Origin of the sequence: Shimia ponticola (genome assembly GCF_007995215.1) — a bacterium.
GTDB classification, from domain to species: Bacteria; Pseudomonadota; Alphaproteobacteria; order Rhodobacterales; family Rhodobacteraceae; genus Shimia_B; species Shimia_B ponticola.
In genome coordinates this window covers 198,237-218,822 of the sequence record NZ_VCDK01000005.1, presented here as the reverse complement: position 1 = coordinate 218,822, position 20,586 = coordinate 198,237, and the positions used below count along the sequence as shown (strand labels likewise).

Annotated in this window: 16 protein-coding genes; 4 read left to right on the top strand and 12 right to left on the bottom strand. The window is 57.3% G+C overall.

Annotated elements, in window-relative coordinates; genetic code table 11:
* The first annotated feature begins 8 nt into the window (after positions 1-8).
* Complete coding sequence (locus FE702_RS11250; protein ID WP_147126400.1) at positions 9-623, top strand: LolA family protein; 615 nt, start codon at positions 9-11, stop codon at positions 621-623.
* 49 nt (positions 624-672) lie between these two features.
* Here the strand turns inward: FE702_RS11250 and FE702_RS11245 are convergent, their stop codons facing one another.
* Both FE702_RS11245 and FE702_RS11240 read right to left on the bottom strand, forming a co-directional pair.
* Positions 673-1,263 (bottom strand): transglycosylase SLT domain-containing protein, encoded by a 591-nt coding sequence (locus tag FE702_RS11245; protein ID WP_147126399.1) that lies wholly within the window; start codon positions 1,261-1,263, stop codon positions 673-675.
* A 78-nt stretch (positions 1,264-1,341) separates the two neighbouring features.
* Complete coding sequence (locus FE702_RS11240) at positions 1,342-2,223, bottom strand: AEC family transporter (RefSeq protein WP_147126398.1); 882 nt, start codon at positions 2,221-2,223, stop codon at positions 1,342-1,344.
* Positions 2,224-2,306: 83 nt separating this feature from the next.
* Here FE702_RS11240 and hspQ point away from each other — a divergent pair, with 83 nt between their 5' ends.
* Positions 2,307-2,633, top strand: coding sequence for a heat shock protein HspQ (gene hspQ, locus FE702_RS11235; protein WP_147126397.1), 327 nt, complete (start codon positions 2,307-2,309; stop codon positions 2,631-2,633).
* Between the two features lie 42 nt (positions 2,634-2,675).
* Here hspQ and FE702_RS11230 read toward each other — a convergent pair whose 3' ends face one another.
* On the bottom strand, positions 2,676-5,765 hold the full coding sequence (locus tag FE702_RS11230) for a transporter substrate-binding domain-containing protein (RefSeq protein WP_222611811.1): 3,090 nt from the start codon (positions 5,763-5,765) through the stop codon (positions 2,676-2,678).
* A 254-nt stretch (positions 5,766-6,019) separates the two neighbouring features.
* Between FE702_RS11230 and FE702_RS11225 the strand changes: the two genes are divergently transcribed.
* The gene (locus FE702_RS11225; RefSeq protein ID WP_147126395.1) at positions 6,020-7,540 is read left to right on the top strand and encodes a calcium-binding protein; all 1,521 of its coding nucleotides are present in this window, start codon (positions 6,020-6,022) and stop codon (positions 7,538-7,540) included.
* A gap of 148 nt (positions 7,541-7,688) precedes the next feature.
* On the opposite strand, the gene FE702_RS18945 is transcribed toward FE702_RS11225, so the two are convergent.
* The 9 genes from FE702_RS18945 to FE702_RS11180 form a co-directional block, all read right to left on the bottom strand.
* Positions 7,689-10,238, bottom strand: coding sequence for a calcium-binding protein (locus FE702_RS18945; RefSeq protein WP_147126394.1), 2,550 nt, complete (start codon positions 10,236-10,238; stop codon positions 7,689-7,691).
* 133 nt (positions 10,239-10,371) lie between these two features.
* Complete coding sequence (locus FE702_RS11215) at positions 10,372-11,643, bottom strand: calcium-binding protein (protein ID WP_147126393.1); 1,272 nt, start codon at positions 11,641-11,643, stop codon at positions 10,372-10,374.
* Between the two features lie 550 nt (positions 11,644-12,193).
* Positions 12,194-14,638: a GcvT family protein gene (locus FE702_RS11210; protein WP_147126392.1), complete on the bottom strand. Its 2,445-nt coding sequence runs from the start codon at positions 14,636-14,638 to the stop codon at positions 12,194-12,196.
* A complete protein-coding gene (locus FE702_RS11205) occupies positions 14,635-15,051 on the bottom strand; it encodes a hypothetical protein (RefSeq protein ID WP_147126391.1) in 417 nt (138 codons plus the stop codon). The genes FE702_RS11210 and FE702_RS11205 overlap by 4 nt, the downstream gene beginning before the upstream one ends.
* Complete coding sequence (locus tag FE702_RS11200; RefSeq protein WP_147126390.1) at positions 15,048-15,932, bottom strand: homocysteine S-methyltransferase family protein; 885 nt, start codon at positions 15,930-15,932, stop codon at positions 15,048-15,050. The genes FE702_RS11205 and FE702_RS11200 overlap by 4 nt, the downstream gene beginning before the upstream one ends.
* 126 nt (positions 15,933-16,058) lie before the next feature.
* Positions 16,059-18,506 (bottom strand): GcvT family protein, encoded by a 2,448-nt coding sequence (locus FE702_RS11195; protein WP_147126389.1) that lies wholly within the window; start codon positions 18,504-18,506, stop codon positions 16,059-16,061.
* Entirely contained in the window at positions 18,506-18,880 is a 375-nt protein-coding gene (locus tag FE702_RS11190; protein WP_147126388.1) for a GFA family protein, read from the bottom strand. The genes FE702_RS11195 and FE702_RS11190 overlap by 1 nt, the downstream gene beginning before the upstream one ends.
* The gene (locus FE702_RS11185) at positions 18,880-19,500 is read right to left on the bottom strand and encodes a LysE family translocator (protein ID WP_147126387.1); all 621 of its coding nucleotides are present in this window, start codon (positions 19,498-19,500) and stop codon (positions 18,880-18,882) included. Before FE702_RS11185 ends, FE702_RS11190 begins: the two co-directional genes overlap by 1 nt.
* Before the next feature lie 12 nt (positions 19,501-19,512).
* The gene (locus FE702_RS11180) at positions 19,513-20,082 is read right to left on the bottom strand and encodes a helix-turn-helix domain-containing protein (protein ID WP_147126386.1); all 570 of its coding nucleotides are present in this window, start codon (positions 20,080-20,082) and stop codon (positions 19,513-19,515) included.
* Between the two features lie 149 nt (positions 20,083-20,231).
* Here FE702_RS11180 and FE702_RS11175 point away from each other — a divergent pair, with 149 nt between their 5' ends.
* Positions 20,232-20,567, top strand: coding sequence for a DUF1294 domain-containing protein (locus FE702_RS11175; RefSeq protein ID WP_147126385.1), 336 nt, complete (start codon positions 20,232-20,234; stop codon positions 20,565-20,567).
* The last annotated feature ends 19 nt before the right edge of the window (positions 20,568-20,586 follow it).

The following is a 20,586-nucleotide window of genomic DNA, read 5'->3' as shown; positions in this document are numbered from 1 at the left end:
GGTTGACCATGGATTTAACGCGCCGCTCCGTTATGGCCAGTGCCTTTGCAGTGGGTTTAGCCGCGACTTTGCCATCTATGGCTTTTGCGCAAAAGCTGCCGCTTGGAACACTGAGCCAGTATCTGAATGGCCTGCAAACGGCCCAAGGCGCCTTTACTCAAGTCAACGCGGATGGGTCCGTTTCCACGGGGACGATCTACATCAAGAGGCCCGGTCGCGTTCGTTTCGAATACGCGCCACCAGAGAAAACGATGGTGATCGCCGGGGGCGGTCAATTGGCGGTCTTTGATGCGCGGAGCGATGAACCCACGCGGTATCCGCTGCGCGAAACACCGCTGAGCATCATTCTCGCGGATAACGTCAATCTGGGTCGCGCCAATATGGTGACAGGCCATACCGTTGATGGTCCCACCACAAAGGTGCGTGCGCAGGACCCTGAAAATCCGGAATACGGCTCGATCGACCTCGTCTTTACCGGCAACCCGGTGCAGCTGCGCCAATGGGTCATCAATGACGGGCAGGGCGGATCAACGACCGTGATCCTTGGCGATCTGCAAATCGGGGGGCGCGTGCCGGAACGCCTGTTCAACATCCGCGCCGAGATGCGCGATTGGGCGAACTAAGGCCCTTTTGATAGGTGCAGCCCCGGATCAAGTCCGGGGCTGCTTTCCCTTAAACCTTGCGGCAGCGCTTGAGCTGATTGTGGTACATCACCGACCGGTCGCCCACTTCCCGTGCCACGCGCATCAACCATGCTTTCGACCGATACGTCCCGCGTCGGTAGCCGGTGCGGCCTTCATGATAGGCCAAATACTGATTGGTTGCGTCTGAGAGGGGAATGCCAAGCTCGCGGTTGGACTGCACCATGTACCAGCCCATAAACTCGGTCGCGTCGCGGATGTTGTCACGCCGTGCGCGGCGCTTGTTCTCAAGCCGCTGATATTCTTCCCATGTTCCATCCAGCGCCTGCGCATAGCCAAAGGCACTGGATTGGCGTCCCGTGGGAATGACACCCAACGTATAGCGGAACGGGGTCCGCGCGTTCGAGATGAACTTGGATTCCTGATAGATTGTCGCCATCTGAACAGCGACCGGCACGCCGTATTTGCGTTCGGTCGCCTTGAAGGCCGACAAATAGCCGGACCGCTGGTTCACAATGGAACACGCGTTGTCCAAATCGTTCGGGGCGCGCCCAGACCCACCGGGGCGACCGCATGCGGCCACCAGCGTAATCAGGATCAGGGCGAAGATAGCTCTGCTCATGCCTCACTCGCCATTTCTTGTTTTATTGGCCTGATCTTACCCGAAACACGGCCTGCAGGAAATCACGTTTTCGCCGGATCAAAGCACTGCGGCAAGAATTAGCGGAAGCAGCGCAACAGACAGCAGGGTTGAAACCACGACCAAACCTGCCACTGCGTTGCTATCTGCCCCGTATTTTTCGGCCAGAAGGTAATTCGTGACGGCCACGGGCGTCCCAAGCTGAAGCACCAGAACACCAAAAGCGACCGGCGGCAATTCAAACCAACGCCCAACGACCCACGCGATCCCAACACAAATCGCAGCCTTTAATAGCGACACCCACACCGCCCGGGTGAGGTTCCCCGGAGCCAGCCGCGCCACCGCGACGCCTAGCGTGATCAGCATGAGCGGAATGGCCAGCTGCGAGATCAGCCCAAGGGTGTTCATGACCACCGCTGGCGGTTCCCACCCCTGCCACAGAAACAGAGCACCAAGGACCGTTGCACCTACCATTGGCTCTTTGATCACGGTGAGCGGATTGGACGTGTCCGCCACCAGCCAGACCCCGAAGGTAAAGGAATAGATCGCCATGATCGCAAACACGACGACGGCCAAGCCAAGCCCAGTCTCGCCAAACGCAAAGAGCGCGAGCGGCAAACCGATATTGCCCGTATTCGCCATGATCATCGGAGCCAGATAGGTCCGCCGGTTCAGCCCCGTCAGCCAAACGGCCACCCAACAGGCCAATGTAACACCCGCATATGCCACAACCGACGCCAGGCTGATCTGCGTCAACACCTGCGCGGTCACCTCGGTTTCGACCAGCGCGACAAAGATCAGGACCGGCACCGCCAACGTCATCGACAGCCGCGTGACAAACTCTACCCTGTACTCGAACCCGGCTTTGACCCACAAAAATCCGATCCCAGCCAGCGCAAAGACCGGCGTCACAATCTCAAGCACTGTCAGGGCGAGGTTCACACACTGTTTCCTTGGGTTTTTGGGAAGAATCATCGACACTTGGGTCTCTGATTGCGTAGTAAGCGCGTTGGAAGGGCAACGCTATGTTGAAACAACGCGCCAAATACCACTTGGGACAAGTGGTTCGGCACAAAAAACACCCGTTTCGCGGGGTTGTCTTTGATGTGGACCCTGAGTTCTCGAACACCGAGGAATGGTACGACGCCATCCCCGAGGATAGCCGTCCTCGGCGCGAACAGCCGTTCTATCACCTCTTGGCCGAAAACGACCAAAGCTACTACGTGGCTTATGTGTCCGAGCAGAACCTGATCGCTGATTACTCGGGTGAGCCTGTGGATCACCCGGATATTGGTGATCTGTTTGGTCCTTTTCAGGACGGGGCATACCCACTGCATTTTCAGCTTAATTAGCCACGCCGGGCATTCGCGCCATCGGATCAAATCACCGGCGGCTCAGCCTCTGAGTGTCTCTTCCAAGACCTTCGCAATCTCTGCCTTTGTCGCAGGCTTCTGGATAAGCGGTGTTTTGACAGTTCCCATTTCAGCGGAGGTAAAGCCTGTGTAGCCGGACATGTAGATCACGGGTTTGTCTGGTGCGATCTCTCGCAACTTTCTTGCCAGATCGAAACCGCCAAGCTCACCGGGCATCATCACGTCAGTCAGCAAAAGATCAAAGGACAGCCCTGATTGAACAAGGGCAAATGCCTCGTCGCCGTTATCAGCCGTAACAACCTTGTAAGAGAGGTCCTCCAGCGCCGTCTTTACCAAGCGCAACAGCAGGGGCTCATCCTCGGCCACGAGAATTGTTTCGCCATGGCCCATGGGCACACGCTCAAGTGCGACGGGCTTTTCCTTTTGGCCCTGATCGGTCCCTCTCGGGATGAGGAGTTGAACGGTCGTTCCAGTCCCTTCTTCCGAGTAGATCCGCAGGTCGCCGTCACTTTGACGCGCAAAGCCAAAGACCATGGCCAGCCCCAGACCGGTCCCCGAATGCGTCTCTTTCGTGGTGAAGAACGGGTCCGTGCATCTGGCCAGTGTCTCTTCATCCATGCCAGGACCGTCGTCGGTGATCGAGAACTCGATAAAGCGGGCTTGTTGATAGGGGGCTACATCGGCGGGCGGATCGATTCCAACGCTCTTGCCATCGACGGACCGTGCAGAGAGCCTGATCGTTGAGCCCTTGCCTGCAGCAAGGATGGCGTCGCGACTGTTCAGAACACAGTTCATCAGGGCAGTTTCAAGCTGTGTCGGGTCGCAGAACTGAAAGAGGTCTTTGTCGACCTTGTCGATCTCGATTGCGACGTTCTTTTCCAGCAGCGGGCGCACAAGTTTTTCGAAATCAGAGAGGATTTCAGCGGTGTTTCTGGATGTCGCGAGACCCGGTTGCTGGCGGGCGAAGGACAGCAGTCGCGTTGTCAAAGAGCGGCCCCGTAGGATCGAGTCCGTCGTCATCTGTAGCATCTCGGCACGGGTCGACGCGTCCGAGGTTTCCGTGGCTCCCTCAACGGCCATGAGCTGTGCCGCCAAGAGATTGTTGAAGTCGTGCGCAATTCCGCCGGTCAGCTGGCCAAGGGCGTCTAGGCGGCCCTTACGCTCGATGACCCGGCGATTACGCTCCTCGTTCGAGACATCGTCCAACACGACAACAGCGACGACGCCGTCAATCGCATCTGCGGACGGTGCACTTGAGATACGGACATAGCGGCGATGGTTTTTTCCCTCGCCAAGATCAAGAAGACAGACCTCCGCATCAAGCTCTTGACCCGCGACTGCCCGTGAGAAGGGATGATTGCTCTTGTCCGTCTGTTTAAGGGTCTCGATGTCGATAAAGCGGACATGGTCGGGCAGGAAAAATGGCACAGGGCCCGATTGCCCCAACAAGGCGCGCCCCTGCGCATTGATCCGGACAACAGCGCCTTCTGCATCAAGACCGACAATGCCGCTCGTCGCTGCGTTGAAGATCGTTTCCAGCTCTTCCTTCGCACTGATGGATTGGTTGCGGGCCACTTTCAAAGCCCGGCTCCGGTACCAAAGACCCAGAATTGAACCCATGCCCAAAAGGAAGCCACCGCCAACCAGCATAAGAAGATTGTGAATTCGCTCGTCCGTCCAATAGACCGGCTCACCAAAATACGTCTCGCGGAGTGCCAGGTAATCGTCGGATAGGAGGTATCCGGGGATGACGGCATTCAGCCGTTCTCGGGCAAAACCAAGGCCGGGACGTAGAGCAATTGCGTTTTCCAAGGCAAATCCCGGCGAACCGAGAGACAGGTATTTTGTCGTCAGTCCTTCGGCCTCCAGCGCAGATTCAACTTCGATGATCGCGTCGATCTCGCCCCCGGCCAAAGCTGCGTCCAATTGCCCGTAGTCAGCGAAACTGATCGCTTCGTTGAACGTCAAATCGCTTTCTCGCAACGCAATGACGGTATCTTCAAGCGCGCCAACTCGCGCGGAGCGCAGATCATCCAGACTCTGAAAGCTGCCGTTTTCTCGGGTTAGAACCGCCAGCGGGTTCAAATCGATGGTGTCGGTTAGATCATAGAGCGCGCGTGCCTCGTCCGACGCGAGCACAGCAGGAATGATGTCGTGACGCTTTAACCGGAATGCTTCGAAATAGCCCTCTAGCGTCAATTCCACGAATGCAAACTCTAGGCCCGCGCGCTCCATCAGATCGCGGATCACTTCTGCAGAAAAACCTGAGGGAGGTTTGCCGTCCTCTAAAATGCCAAAAGGTGGGGAGTGAGCAATTGCCACGCTGAGCACGTCAGGTGCGGGCGGCGGCACGAACAGACTATAGCGCTGACGAAGTGCCTCTAGCCGTCCATCAAATTCAATCCGCGTAATGGCGCGATTGATGGCGGGCAACAGGTCCGCCCGGCTGTTGTGAAGCGACACCATCCGATCCGTTGTTTTCAGGGGCTCACCCACAAATCGAATACGCCCATCAGCGCCCGCTCTTCGTGCAATGTCATAGACAACGGTGTTCGGTATCAGCAGTATGTCGACTTGCCCAAGCAGCAAGCCCATCACGGCAGCTTCAGTGGTTGGAAATTCAATCGGCGTGTTCCGATCAAAAAGAGCTTCTCCACCGTATCCCAGCATGGATTTGACGTGCCCGATCCGCTTTCCTTCAAAAGCATCAGGACCAAATTCGTCTGCGCGTTCCGACAGGACTGTCAGCCTCAATTCTTCTTGGGCAACCGGAATGGAAAAAAGCGTGGTGTCGCGGAGTTGACTGTGCCGAGAGCTTCCGGCGAAGAGCTGTGTCTCTCCAGAAATCTGAGCGGCAATCACTTCGGGAGGAGACGCGTAGTCACGGAACCTTACTTCCACTCCAATCTCCGCGGAGATTTCTTTGGCGAGTTCAACGAAGAAGCCACTTCGCTCGCCTGCCGCGTTGAACTCCATCAACGGGGGACGGGGCGTGAACGGAACGAGAAGAGGTTCAGGCGATTGGTTTTGTGCGTGAGCGGCGAGGCCCAAAGCCACAAACAGAAGCGAGAACGCCGCTCGCCTGATGGAGCAAAAAAGTAAGGTCGTCATCTGCGCCCAAGTGTACCATGCGGAAGCCATGCCTCCAGCTTTTTCCAAGGTTTTCAATTCGTTTGATAGCTGAAAAGGGGGCGCGTTCGCTGATTTCAGGATCGTCAACACCCTAAGCGGTTTGTTGGTTACGGCATTTCAATCCATGGCTGAAAATGGCCATGTTTACCTGACTTGTCATACAGGCGATTTGCAAACAGACTGTCTGTTGGGTGGGGCGTTCTGATTTTGCCCTGGCGTATTAGGGGGAAAACATGGCTGTTGAATTTATCACTTCCGACCAAACCGTACCTTATGTGGTCAATCCGGATGACGAAGTCTTTGTTGTTGATGGAGTAGATCTCCTGTCATCCGGGCTGGCCGCGTTTGAATTTAGCGATCTGGCTATGGGGTCGGTCTACCTCGGCATCGCGGGCGACATCTACGCCAACGAAGACATCCTCAGCGAAACGATCACTGGCACCGCCGAAGTGAACATCACGGTCGCCGCGACCTCGACAATTCTGACAAACGGTGACGGCATTGTGCTGGTCGGGGACTCAAACAATCAGGTCATTCCGCTTATTTTCTCGAATGCGGGGACGATCACCGTAGAAGAGGCGTTCCTGTTCGCTGGGTATATGGGGGCTGTGAACTTTGTGAACACCGGCTCCATCCTGAGCTATTCGCAAAGCAGCCAGGCTCTTCTTGAGTCCTTTTCTTCGGATATCACTGACTGGAACATCACCAATTCCGGGATGATGCAGACCACCGGGAATCAGGCCGTGGTCGAAGTTTTTGGTGCAACGGTCGATCTGTTTAACTCCGGCGACATGCTGTCAGGTGGGGTCCGTGCCATCTGGATCCGCAACGCTGCGTCTACGACGACGATTGAAAATACGGGCAACATTCGTGGTGAACTCGACATCGCGGGCGCTGCCACGATTGAGAATTCAGGCGACATTTTCGGGTTCCTCGATCTAGCGAATTTCAACGACACGGTCATCAACACCGGCAACATTTTTGGCAGCATCGATTTCGGTGGCGGCACGAACGCGTTGACCAACGAAGGGTTTATCAGCGGCACCATTACCGGGACTGTCAGCGTCAGCAGCTTTGTCAACCGTGGCACCCTCGGCGACGACGTAAACCTCGGATCAGGTGTGGGCGCGGGTATCAACGAAGGCGAGATTCTCGGCAATCTTAACCTGTCGAATTCGAGTGATACGTTTATCAACACCGGTGAGGTGCAGGGCGATATCAATGCCGGCGGCGGCGATGACGACATCACAGCTGGTGAAAACGCTGACCGCATCAATGGCGATAGCGGCGACGACACGCTCAACGGTGAAGGCGGCGACGATGAATTGGACGGCGGTGCAAACGATGACACCCTGACCGGCGGCGAAGGCTTTGACACCCTGACCGGCGGCAGCGGCGCGGACAGCTTTGTCTTCACACTTGCCAATGACGGGGATCTGGTCACTGACTTCACCCAAGGCGAAGACCTTCTTGTCTTGTCGGAACTCCTGCTCAGCCGGGACTCGGTGACGCTGTTCCTTGTGGGCGGGGCCAAAGACGGCAGCGATTCCGTCCTCGATCACCGCGCGAATTTCGGCAACGCATCAAGCAGCGACATCACCATCGCCGCACAACAGGTTGGCAATGACACCGTGCTGACCGTGAGCAGCGAAGCCGGGCTGGTGGGCAGCGAATTCAAGGATCTGACTTTCACCATCACGCTTGATGACATCGTCGCAAGCTCGATGAGCATTGATGATTTCTTGTTTGTTTGAGGGCCGGGCGTAAGCGCGCACCAGCAAGCTTTCATTGAACCAGACGAATTTTGTTGGCGGGTCGCAGCATTGCAGATCCGCCACCTTTTTTATCAAGCCAATTCCAGTGACCCATGCGGACGCCAGTCACTCAATCGGCCCTGACGGTTCAAACAATCTCAACGATGTCCAAGAGGTCTGTCTTGGTATGGTCGCCGGCGATGAAGATAAATTGATTATCCGCGATCCCGTCGGCACCTTTCAGGCGCATCAAGACGCCTTCATAGGTTTCCCCTTCGTAGTCCATCGACTGATTTGCCCACACTCCAAAATACGTTCCCACGCTTTGTGAGGTGTCTGCGAAATCCAGCCGGATTGTGTCGACCGCAAGATCAAGATCAAGGATCATGTCAATGGCGCTGTCATCGGTCCATGCCGTGATGGCGACATCGGATTCGCGGAATATGAAGCGATCAGCACCGTCGCCGCCGGACAGCACGTCTTTGCCCGTTCCACCGATCAAGACGTCGTCGCCTGAATGCCCAATCAGCCGATCGTCGCCTGATCCACCGCGCAGCTCGTCGTCACCGCCGTTGCCCCTTAGGACGTCATTACCTGCACCGCCGTAAACGGTGTCACCGCCAGACTGGCCATAGACAAAGTCATCTCCGCCAAGGCCGAGAATTGTGTCAGCACCAGCGTGACCTTTCAAAATTTCGCCGTCATCCGTCCCGGTGATGGTCTGCTTCTCTTCCAGAACTGGCTTCGGATCAGGTCGAGGGACACGTTGAACTTGTTGCCAGTCACCAATCCCGACGCCTTCCAGAAGAACAGTGTGCGACCCAAGCGTGATGCTGAGAGCCTGGCCATTCCCACCGCCAGAGGTCGTGATCGCGTAATCGCCCCATTTGACCTGCAGCCCGTCAAAAAACAGAACGTCCGTGCCGATCTCGAAATCTGTAATCGTGTGGGTGCCGGTGGTCTGGCTTGAGAATGCGAATGTGTCACTGCCCAGCCCCCCGGTTAGCAAGTTCTCCCCGCCATTGCCTTCGAGGAAGTCATCGCCGTCTCCGCCGTCGATGGTATCATTGCCTGCGCCACCATAAATGGTGTCGTTTCCGTCGCCGCCAGAGAGAGCGTCATCGCCGTCATCTCCTTGGATCATGTCGTCGCCGCCATTTCCAAGGATTTCCTCGGCGTTGTCGCCACCGATCAGAACGTCGACGATGTCGGTTCCCGTGATTGAGATCATCGGTGCTGCTGGCAGCCAGTCTTCCATCGTCACGCCAGTGAGAAGCACCGTCTGCGATCCCAAAGTCAGCGACAGTGGGACGCCGTTTGTGCCGCCTGATACCAACACGGTCTCATCACCCCACGCCACGACGGCACCATCCAACATCAGGATGTCAGAGTTGATTTGGAAATCGAGGATTGTGTCGGTCCCGGTATCGCTGCTCTGAAAAGCGAATGTATCGCTGCCTGCACCGCCCGTCAGGGTATCGTTGCCTGCATTGCCTTCAATGTGGTCGTCGCCATCCTCGCCGTCGATGCTATCGTCACCCATGCCGCCGGACACGCTGTCGTTGCCGAGCCCGCCGTGGATCACATCGTTCTCAGCGCCACCATCGATCGTGTCACGACCGCTGTTGCCCCATAGGTGATCGTTACCGTCTCCGCCAAGGATCATGTCGTGACCGCTGCCGCCCCAGACGTGATCATCTCCGCCAAGCGCTTCGATCCAGTCGTCGTTCAAACCACCGGCGATACCTTCGGCCGCGTCCGTACGAATGATTTTTTCATTGTCATAGACCTGTTGGTACCGCGCATCGACATCCTGATAGGTGTCTCGTTCAGGGAACAAATCCTCGTACCATTGGGGCACAAAGTTCATAGGGTCGACAAAGTCGACGGCTTCCAACGCCATGATCTCTTCGTAAGAGACAAACCCCGGCGCAAGGAAATGTGCTTCTTGGTTAATGAAATCCGGCCCATTGCCCAGGAAAGGATTGCTCTGGCCGTCGCCATTCATGTCAACGCGCGCGCCCTCCAAAGCATAAAAGATGACACCGCCACCGCCGGTAACGATGCGGATCCACAGCTGCGGATCATCATCATAATCGTTGAACTGGCCATTGAACCGAACAACCGAAACATTCGATGGCAAGTTATAAAAATCCAATGCGTTGTCGGAACGCATGTGATGGTTGAATTCGATGTCGGTAAGGTTGCTGGGGTCGAGAAAGAGCAAGTCGCGTGAAAAATCAAAATCTTCAAATCGACCAATGACCGTCGTTGTGCCAACAACGTTTGCGGTATCAGAAAAAATAAATCTGTCGAAACCGAAATCAAAGTTGATGGGATTGTGACGGTCGTTTGGATTGTATCTCAGCTCGCTAACTCCGGGCTCCAATCCACTGAATCCGTCGGCCTGGGCGGCATTTGCTATGTCGCCACGAGCATGATTTCCTTGTTCAAATACGTTCTCATAGACGCGTTCGAAATACATTTCGATAATATCATCACCGCCGCCTGCGTAGGTGTGTTTCTGACCACCGTCGTGCGAAACCAGAAATGTTTCGTCTCCGTGACCGCCATCGTGATGGCCCCCATGGTGGTCCCCGTGACCACCCCCGTGGTGGTCCCCGTGGCTGCCAGTCTGGTTGACCTGATCAGCGTTTTGCAGGAAGTCGACGGTTTCTTCATCTAAAATAGGTGGCATGAGTTATGCTCCTGCGGGTTGTAAAATAACTCGAAAAACCAATCACTTGAGAAGACACACCTATCGAGCCGCCTGCCAGCCATGCTGGCGCAGTTGTCGAGACAGCCTGATAGAAAAGGGTTAGATTGAGACGCTAGCCACCGGTGAGGACACCGCCATCAAGTCGCCAGCCTGTATTGCTGGACCAGCTAGCAACGTCGCCCGATACGATTGTGTCCAACCGGGCGACGCCATTGTCATAGGTCAGCTCACCAATAATCAGGTCGCTGACATCAAAATCGTCCGCGGAAACTCCAATAAGAGATGCGATTGAAATTGTTTCCGCAGCATTTTCATCTGCATATTCAATACGTGTGAGGGCAGTGCCGTCACTCATTACAGTTTCGCGCTTAATGAGGTTGTCTTGATCGAAAGACAGCCCTTGGTTTGCCAGGGAGACTTTCAAGCTGTCAATGTCGACAAAGATGAAATCCTCGCTTGGGTCATAATCAAAGACAAAAGTGCCACCGGAGCGTGTATCACTCAATTCCGCGCCGTCTTGCGCATTTCCAGCGGCAATAAACGTGTCGTTCCCTTCACCGCCGGTAATCGTTGAGAGAACTTCTCCGACAACAATGTCATTTCCCGCTCCGCCATTGCTGACCGCAAAACCATCAGGTGATGAGTTTTGCATGAAGACATAGTCGTTGCCTTGGCCACCCTCGGCAATTGCGGTTTCCTCTCCGAAGCCGACGCCAATGACAAAGTCGTCGCCATCGCCGCCATCGAGGTTGATTTCGCGACCGCGCCCTTCAATAACGTCCGAGCCGGAACCGCCGTGAATATTCAACAGGGCGGAATTTGCAGTGATGACATCGTCGCCAGCACCACCGTTTATAATCTCTGCTCTAAACCCTGCGTCAGCCACTGCCTCAGCAAATGTATCCGTGATGGTGTCGTTCCCGTCGCCGCCATCAATGACGTCAAAACCCGCGCCGCCCTCGATCAGATCATCGCCTGCTCCACCGATCAGGTCGTCGTTCCCATCGCCACCATTCAGGGCAATTTCTTGTGCGGTTCCGTCGATGACTTGGAAGGCGGGGCTTTCTTCAAGTACATCGTTTGCGCGACCGATGAGATCGTCACTCCAAGGCCCTTCGATGATGTCTTCAGAGCCATAGCCGTCTGTCGGCCCGCTTTCAAAAACTTCGAAGAGGTCGTCATCGTGGTCGTTGCCATTAAGGTCGCCTCCAAAATCATCTTGGATGAGGTCTGCTAGAGAGAGCGTGTTCAGTGCGTCTTCGCCGAGTGCTTCGAATGCGACGTCGCGGTCTGATTTGTTCGGTTCATCATCGCCGTCCTCTGCACCGGACATCATGGCGCCAGCGCCAAGCATCGCGGTGAGTATTGTCAGGAGTTCAAGCATTTCTTTGCCACCACCCAATTGGAGACGGAATTGTGTCTGCCTTCAAAGCGTAGGCGCAAACCGCAGCAGAACTGAAAGCAAATCAGGTGCGTTTTTTGGCAAATACCCAGTTGCAAAAATTCAAGAAGCAAAAATAAATCTTTAAAAACAGAAACTTATATTGCTTCATTTCGCAGCTCAGCAGTCTTGCAATGTTAAGATTGTCTGACTTCGTGGTGTCATTTTTTGCAAACGCTGACGGGGCGAGTTTGCAAAAAATAAGAAGCGGCACACGCACACGCTGCTAGCGTTATCAGACAGCAATATGCACGATTCTAAATTGGAGATGGGTTCAGCCGCACGTGTTACGAACGGTGGGGTAAGCTCAGGGTTTGGGAATGGGCTGATCGGAGCCGCGACCTAGGTCGCGGCCCCTCCAACAAGGGGCAGCACACGCACTCAAGAGGCATACATTGCAAAGTAGCCAGCCGCGCCAACCCGGCACGGCAGACCAAAAGGATGCTGTCGACATCAGATCCAAATGCGGCAGACGGTCCTCGTTGCGAACGCGCTATACCTTCGCCCGCTCTCCTTTCGGATCATACATTGGCTTCAATGACGCCTCTGCCTTTACGCGGGTGCCCATTACGTCGATCTCATAGGTCGACGCCAGAACCTCGGCGGCAGTTTCCCCGGCGCAGGGCACATAGCCCAGCCCCATGGCCCCGCCCAGATGGTGACCATAGGCCCCCGAGGCTAGATAGCCCACGATCTCTCCATCCCGTACAATCGGTTCGTTGTGATAAAGAAGCGGCTCTGGGTCGGTCAGCTTGAACTGCACCATGCGGTTCTTCAGCCCTGTTTCCTTTTTCTGCAAAACCGCCTCACGCCCGATAAAGTCCGGCTTGTCGGTCTTCACCGCAAAGCCAAGCCCCGCCTCCAGCACGTGATCCTCTGCCGTGATGTCATGGCCAAAGTGACGGAAGCCTTTCTCGATGCGGCAAGTATCCATCATGTGCATCCCGGCCAGCTTCAGCCCCATGTCCTGACCGGCCTCAAGAAGCGTCTCGAACGCGTGGGCGGCCATGTCAGAGGACACGTAAACCTCCCACCCCAATTCACCCACATAGGTTACGCGGTGGACACGCGCGCGCCCCATGCCCAGCTCAATCTCTTGCGCTGTGCCAAATGGGTTCACCTCGTTTGAGAAATCGTTGGGCGACACCGCCTGCAGCAGCTTGCGGCTGTTCGGACCCATCACAGCCAGTACGCCTTCGCCCGCTGTCACATCGGTGATCACGACAAGGAAATCACCCTTGTTCCGCTCCATCCACGTTTGATCCGCCAGACGCGTCGCGGCAGGGGTCACGACCAGATAGGCTGTCTCCGACAGGCGGGTCACGGTCACATCCGCCTCGATACCGCCGCGAGCATTCAGGAACTGGGTATAGACGATCTTGCCCACCGGCACGTCATACTGCCCGCCACCGATGTAGTTCATGAAGGCGGTCGCATCCGGCCCTTCGACGCGGATCTTGCCAAAGGACGACATGTCATACATCGCCACATTCTCGCGCACGGCGCGGTGCTCTTCGGCGACGTTTTCAAAGAAGTTCTGACGTTTCCACGAATACTGGTACTCTGCCTCTTGCGATCCGCGCGCGAACCAGTTGGCGCGCTCCCAACCGGCAAGCTCGCCCATCACGGCACCGTGGTTCAGCAGGTGATTGTGGAACGGCGTCCGCCGGACGCCCCGCGCTGTTGCTTTTTGCAGATAGGGGAAGTGGTCGGCATAGAGCAGGCCCAGTGTCTCTTTCGACCGCTCGTAGAGATAAGTCTTGTTCGACTGAAACGGCTGCATCCGCGCGATATCGACATCGCCCAGATCAAACGGCTTTGCCCCGTCCTCCATCCACTGTGCTAGCGCCATACCCGCGCCACCGGCAGACTGAATGCCGATCGAGTTAAAGCCCGCAGCGACCCAGACGTTGTCCATCTCTGGGCACAGGCCCAGATGATAGGCGTCATCCGGCGTGAACGATTCCGGCCCGTTGAAGAACGTGTGAATGCCCGCCTCGGCCAGCATTGGCATCCGCTCACATGCCGCCTCAAGGATCGGCTCGAAGTGGTCGAAATCCTCCGGCAGCTGGTCGAATTCAAAGTCCTTGGGGATACCGTCCATCGCCCATGGCTTTGCATTCGGCTCAAACGCCCCCAGCAGCATCTTGCCCGCGTCTTCTTTGTAATAGGCATGCTCATCCGGCACCCGGAGCACGGGCATCTGCGTCAGGCCCTGAATGGCCTCGGACACAATGTAGAAATGCTCGCAGGCATGCAGTGGGATGCTGGTGTTCAGCATCTCACCGACTTCACGGCCCCACATGCCCCCACAATTCACGACATGGTCACAGGTGATGGTCCCGCTTTCGCCGGCCTCGTTTTCCCATTGCACGGCGGTGATCCGACGCCCATCGCGGGTCACCCCCATCGCCTTGGTGCGTTCGATCACCTTTGCGCCCCGCTGCCGCGCACCCTTGGCAAGGGCGAGCGCGATATTGGCCGGGTCCCCCTGACCATCCAGCGGCAACCAGACGCCGCCGGTCACACCGTCGATGTTTAGATGTTCGTATTTGGCCTTCACCTCGTCCGGCGTGATCTCTTCGACCTCAACACCAAAGGCGCGGGCCATCGCCGCCTGACGGAAGATCTCTTCCTTGCGTTCCTCGGTCAGGGCAACGGTGATCGACCCACAGCGCTTGAACCCGGTGGCGACACCCGTCTCGGCCTCCAATCCGCCGTACAGTTCCTGCGAGTATTTGGCGAGCTTCGTCATGTTCTGCGTCGCGCGCAGCTGTGCGATAAGACCGGCCGCATGCCATGTCGTGCCGCTGGTCAGCGCCTTGCGCTCCAGCAGGACCACATCGCTCCAGCCAAGCTTTGTCAGGTGATAGGCGACTGAGCAGCCGATGACACCACCACCAATGATCACGACCCGCGCGTTGCTGGGAACCGTCATGCCAAACCTCCGTTGCGCAGAAAGACCGCCAAAAGGATGGCGGCATAGCCAAAGTCAAACACCGCGCAGCCGATCAGGTAGGACCGAAAAAACGGCACCCCCAATCCGCGCGATTTCACGATATCAAGCACCCCGTGGGCTGCGATTGCTGCAATGATCAAAAGCGGCGATGTCACCGCCCCGATCACTGCAACCGCCGATAGAAACAGGGCCAGACCCAGTTCCAACGGCAGGTATTCGCGTTTCAACAGTGCCTCGGTCGGGTAGGTGACCGTCATCAGCACCATCATCAGCGCCGCAAATGGCCAGATATGATCGACGCCGACCAACCCATGTCCCACCACTGCCAAGACGACATACCCTGCAAAGGCAGGGGCCACGATCCGGCCGGGCAGGGCATAGGTTGAAGTCATACCGGCGTGCCTTTGAAATGCCGGGCCAAGGCGCGAATGTGATCCGGCCCGACCTCGCAGCAGCCACCAATCACGGTGGCCCCCGCATCCGCCCAGCGCTTTGCAAATTCTAGATAGGCCTCTGGTCCAAGGTCTGTTCGCGCCGACAGCATGTCGACCGTCGCATTGTCGTTGTCAAAGCCGTCGGCGATCTTGGTAAAGCCATTGGCATAGGCACCGATGGCAAAACCTTTCCTGGCGACCTCTGGCACGCCGACTGTGATGGCTTCAGGAAATGAGCAATTCAGGCTCAGCACCGCCACGCCAAACTCTTCACAAAGCGGCAGGACATCGACCAGCGGCTCGCCTGATCTCAACCGGGTGCCATCCTCATCAGACACGGTGACCGACAGCCAGACCGGCTTGCCTTGCGTTGCGCAGCCCATGACCGCGCCACGCGCTTCCTCAACAGAGCCCATCGTCTCAAGAATGTATCCATCTACAAACGGAGCCTGCAGGTCAGCCATTTGTGAAAACACCTCGACCGCCCGCTCCAGCGGCGGGGCCAGTTCAGGCCTATACGAAAACCCAAGCGGGGCCATCCCGCCCAGCACCAACCCAGATCCATGCGCATCACGTGCCTCAACCGCGATGCGGCATGCCAATTGCTGCAAAGCCGCGAACTGATCTCCCAACCCATGATGACTCAACCGGTCCGGGCGCACCGAATAGGTGTTCACGGTCGCAACCTGGGCCCCGGCAGCAAAGAAATCGTCATGCACCGCACGCACCAGTTCCGGCGCGTCTAGCAAAGCCTGAACCGACCAAAGCGGCGTCGCCTGACCGGCCCGCTTGATCAGTTCCTGCCCCATGCCGCCGTCAAGGATGGTGATCTCACCCATGCCCATATCCTTCTATGTTTCTGAAAATACTCCCGCCGGAGGCCCGCCGCCGCAGGCGGCGCCCCCCCCTCTGGTCGCAGGCTGCGCAAGCAGCCGAAGAGGGAGGTGGGCGGGAATACCTTCAGATCAAGCGCGCAGTCGTTGGTTTTCAGGATCCCACATCGGCTCATCGGGTTGCACGACCGCCTTGTGCCGCGCCCCGTAGATGTTCACCTCAAGCTCGGTTCCCGGCACGGCAAGATCGCTGCGCAACATGCCCAATGCGATGGACGCATCGACACGATACCCCCATGCACCTGACGTTGTCTCGCCCACGACCTCATCCCCGGCCCAAAGCGTCGACATATACGGGGCGTCATAGCCATTCGCGTCGACCTTCAGCGTCACGAAACGCTTTTTGGAGCCTTGTTGCTTTTCGTTCATCAAGGCCGATTTGCCGGGGAAGTCCTGAGGTTTGTCCAGTTTCACGAACCGGTCGAGGCCACCTTCAAACAGCGTGTAATCGGTCGACAGGTCGCCTTTCCAAGCGCGGTAGCCTTTCTCGATCCGCAGGCTGTTCAGGGCGTACATGCCAAATGGAGTCGCCCCTGCTGCCAAGACCGCGTCATAGATCGCGGGCATCACGTCCATCTTCGCATGGATTTCCCAGCCGAGCTCGCCGGCAAAGCTGACGCGCGCCAGCTTGCAAGCCTGCCCAGCGACTGTCGCCGACTGATGAGAAAGCCATGGCAAAGACAGGTCTGCATCTGTTCCCATCGCCGTGAACAGATCTCGCGCCTTCGGACCACAGACGATCAGCGTCGACATGGAGGTGGTGATGTCCGTCAGCGCCAGCCCCTCGGGCAGCGCCTTCGATAGCACTTCAAAGTCATGCCATTGTGCGGACGCCGCCGTGATCAGCGTGAAGTCGTCTTCTCCGTGACGAATGACTGACATTTCAGTCAAAATCCGGCCCCGGCTATCAGCGAAATAGGCAAGGTTCATCCGCCCGATCTTGGGCAATGCGCCTGTGATCAGGCCACGCAGATACTCGGCTGCGCCGTCGCCCGACAGGGTGAACCGTGAGAAGCCTGGCAGGTCCAGCACCCCAACACCGTCGCGCACCGCTTCGCACTCCTCGCGAATGCGTTGCTCCCATGGACCGGAGCGGCCCCATGTGTGTGTGCTTTCCTCGGATGTGTCATCACCGGGTTTCGCGAACCAGTTGGCGCGTTCCCACCCGTTATAGGCCCCCATGACACCGCCCAGTTCCTTGACCTTGTCATGGACCGGCGACAGCTTCTTGTCCCGGGCCGCAGGCCACTCATGGTATGGGAAGTGCATGGCGTATTCGTGGCCATAGACCTCCATCGCCTTCTTGTTGCAGTAGTCCTGATCCGTGTAGTCGGTGTAACGGCGTGGATCGACGGCCCACATGTCCCACTCGGTCTCGCCTTCCACGATCCATTCGGCAAGAACCTTGCCAGCGCCGCCGCCTTGGGTGATCCCAAAGGTAAACACACAGGCTTCAAACGCGTTCTTCACACCCGGCATGGGCCCGATCAGAGGCAGACCATCTGGCGCATAGGGGATCGGCCCGTTGATGTTGCGGCCAACGCCGCCTTCACCCAGGATCGGAACACGTGCCATCGCGTCTTCGATGTACCACTCCAGCCGCTCCAGATCGTCTGGATAAAGCTGGAAGCTAAAGTCCTCCGGCATCGGATCATCCGGGGTCATCCAGTGACCTTTGCAGTTCCGCTCATAGGGCCCAAGGTTCAGACCGTTCTTGTCCTGCCGCAGATAGTATGAGCTGTCCACATCGCGCAGGAGCGGGATCTTGCGCCCGTTGCTCTCGGTCCATTCTTTCAGCGCCGGGATTTCCTCTGTCAGGAAATACTGGTGGCTCATCGTGGCCATCGGCACCGTGCGCCCGCCATAGGGTTTGAACCACTCGCCCACGCGCTGGGCATAATACCCGGCCGCGTTCACCACATATTCGCAGCGAATGTCGCCCTTGTCGGTGTGAACGATCCATTCATCGCCTTCACGGCTTACACCTGTCGCTGGACAGAACCGCTGGATATTCGCACCCATCTGGCGCGCGCCTTTGGCAAGAGCCTGTGTCAGCTGCGCCGGGTCAATGTCGCCATCATCCGGGTCCCACATGCCGCCCGCAAGATCGTGCGTTTCCAAGAACGGATAGGCCTCTTTCATCTCGGCATTGGTCATCATGTGCAGGTCCATGCCCTGATACCGACCCATGCTGACCGCGCGTTCGAACTCTTGCATCCGCTCTTTGGAATGCGCCAACCGGATCGACCCGGTGACGTGATAGTTCATCGGATAATCGACCTCGTCCGACAGTCCGGCATAGAGCGACAGCGAATAGCGCTGCATGTTCATCACCGCCCATGAGGTCGAGAACGACGGACAATTCCCCGCCGCGTGCCACGTGGACCCGGCTGTCAGTTCGTTCTTTTCAAGCAGAACACAATCGGTCCACCCCATCTTTGCCAGATGGTACAGGCCAGAGACGCCGACAACGCCCCCGCCAATAATGACAACCCGTGCAGTCGTTGGAAAATCAGACATTAATCCTCCCTCTGCGGCTCTTTGGCCGCGATGTCGTAGTAGTCGCCTTTGGTGGCGGTATGGATATGGCCGCGCAGCGTGAGACCGCTTGCGCCGTCGATGGAACCCATCGAAAAACAGATGAACGGATCGTCTTTATGCTGCCAGAACAGCGCCGATCCGCAGGTTGGGCAAAAGCCGCGTTTCGCCTTCTCCGAAGACTGAAACCAGAGGACATCCCCGGTGATGATCAGGTTCTCCGGTGCGACGTAAGAAGACGCCCAGATATGACCGGAGGTCTTGCGGCATTGGGTGCAGTGGCAGGCAGCAGGTGCGCCTGCCTCGCCCTTCGCTTCGTAGGTGATGGCCCCACAAAGGCAGGATCCTCGCAACATCACGCGGCCCTCCCCGGCAGGGCCGAAGCCCCCAGAAGCGCACCGTAGATCACAAAGCACGCCGCCAAGCCGCGCCGCACCCATGTGTTGAAGACTGCACCGAGCGCCGCCCGTCCTAGGCCAGCGCCCAAGGCTGTGTAGCCAACATAACTGATCGCCGTCAGCGTCAGGGCCGTTGGCATGATGACCTGCATCTGCACCCAGATCGCAACATCCGGCTGCACAAACTGGCTGAATGCTGCGAGGTATCCTGCAAGGCTCTTGGCGTTGATCGTCGCGATGGCCAGAGCGCGGCCATAGATCGACCCGGCTGCGCCTGGCATTTTGACCTCGTTGCGCGCATTTAGCCAAGCGCGGACGCCTAAAAAGACCAGCAAGGCAGCTCCCGCCAGTTGCACCCAGAAGAACACCTCCGGCAGCGCCACGATCAGTGCAGTCACGCCAGCGGCTGATAACAGAAGGAACGCGGTTGCTTGCGTCAGGATTGCCAGCACGCCCCATAGACTTCGGCGAAATCCAAAGGTCATGCCGTTCTGAATGCAGTTGGCCGCATTGGGCCCCGGCGTCGTCACAAAGATGATCCAGAACGCGACAAAGATCAGCCAGCCCTCGAAACTCATATCAGCATCGCCTCAATACACCGGCGGAGCGATGACCCAGATGGCCTCGCACGGAGTGTCGTAAGGGTTCATCCAGCGAAATGGCTCGCCGCGGATGCGAAAGCTGTCGCCGGTGTTCAGAGCATAGGATTTACCGTCGATCCAAAGATCCAACTGCCCAGAGACGATGTATCCGACCTCTTGGGTAGGGCGGGTGACCGGTTCAACGATCTGCGCCCCGGGTTCAAAGGTGGAATGCACCATTTCGAAGTCGTCAGTCAGGTCGGGTGAAAGAAGCTCTTCAACCAATCCCGCCGCCCGCGATCCAATTGGCCGTCGCCCTGTCGAGCGGACGATATAGCCATCTTCCTTGGCTTCTGTTGGTTCTTGCCGGAAGAGCGATGACACCGACACATCAAGGGCTTTCGCGATATGGCGTAGATCGGTGATCGAGGGTTCCGACATGTCCCGCTCAACTTGACTGAGCCAACCAACCGATCGTCCTAAAGCTTCGGCCAAATCCTGAAGCGTCAAGCCACGCGCCTTGCGCAACGCGCGCAGGTCTGCACCCAGAGAGCTTGTCATCGGAGAGGCGTGTGTCATTCGGACGGGCCGTGAAAATCTGCAGTCTTTTTTCACGATGCCCGAGTCGTGAAAAATTGCAAGAAAATTTCACGCGGCAGTGCGGCATGAGAAGCGGGCGTGAGCCGAGTGGTCAAAATTCCGGCTTAGTCGCAGGCTAGGGTCTCGCCATGGACCAGTTTGCTCACATTCCACCCGCGATCCTTGTGCTCGCGTTCGTGCTGGCCGCGAACTGCGTAACCGTCTTTCTGTTCTGGTACGATAAACGCCAAGCCATGTCGGGCCATCGCCGCGTACCAGAGCGTCGTTTGCTGTTTTGGTCAGCCCTTGGTGGCACGCCCGGTGCCTTTTGGGCACGCGCGCGGTTTCGTCACAAGACCCGGAAACAGCCCTTCAGCACCCTGCTTTGGGCTATTCTTATCCTTCAATGCGCGGCGCTTTGCCTTGTGACGGCAGCGCCTTTTCTCGTGGCTGATGCGGCTTTGTCTTTATCGCGGCACCTTTGACGGACCCTCCAGACACCGA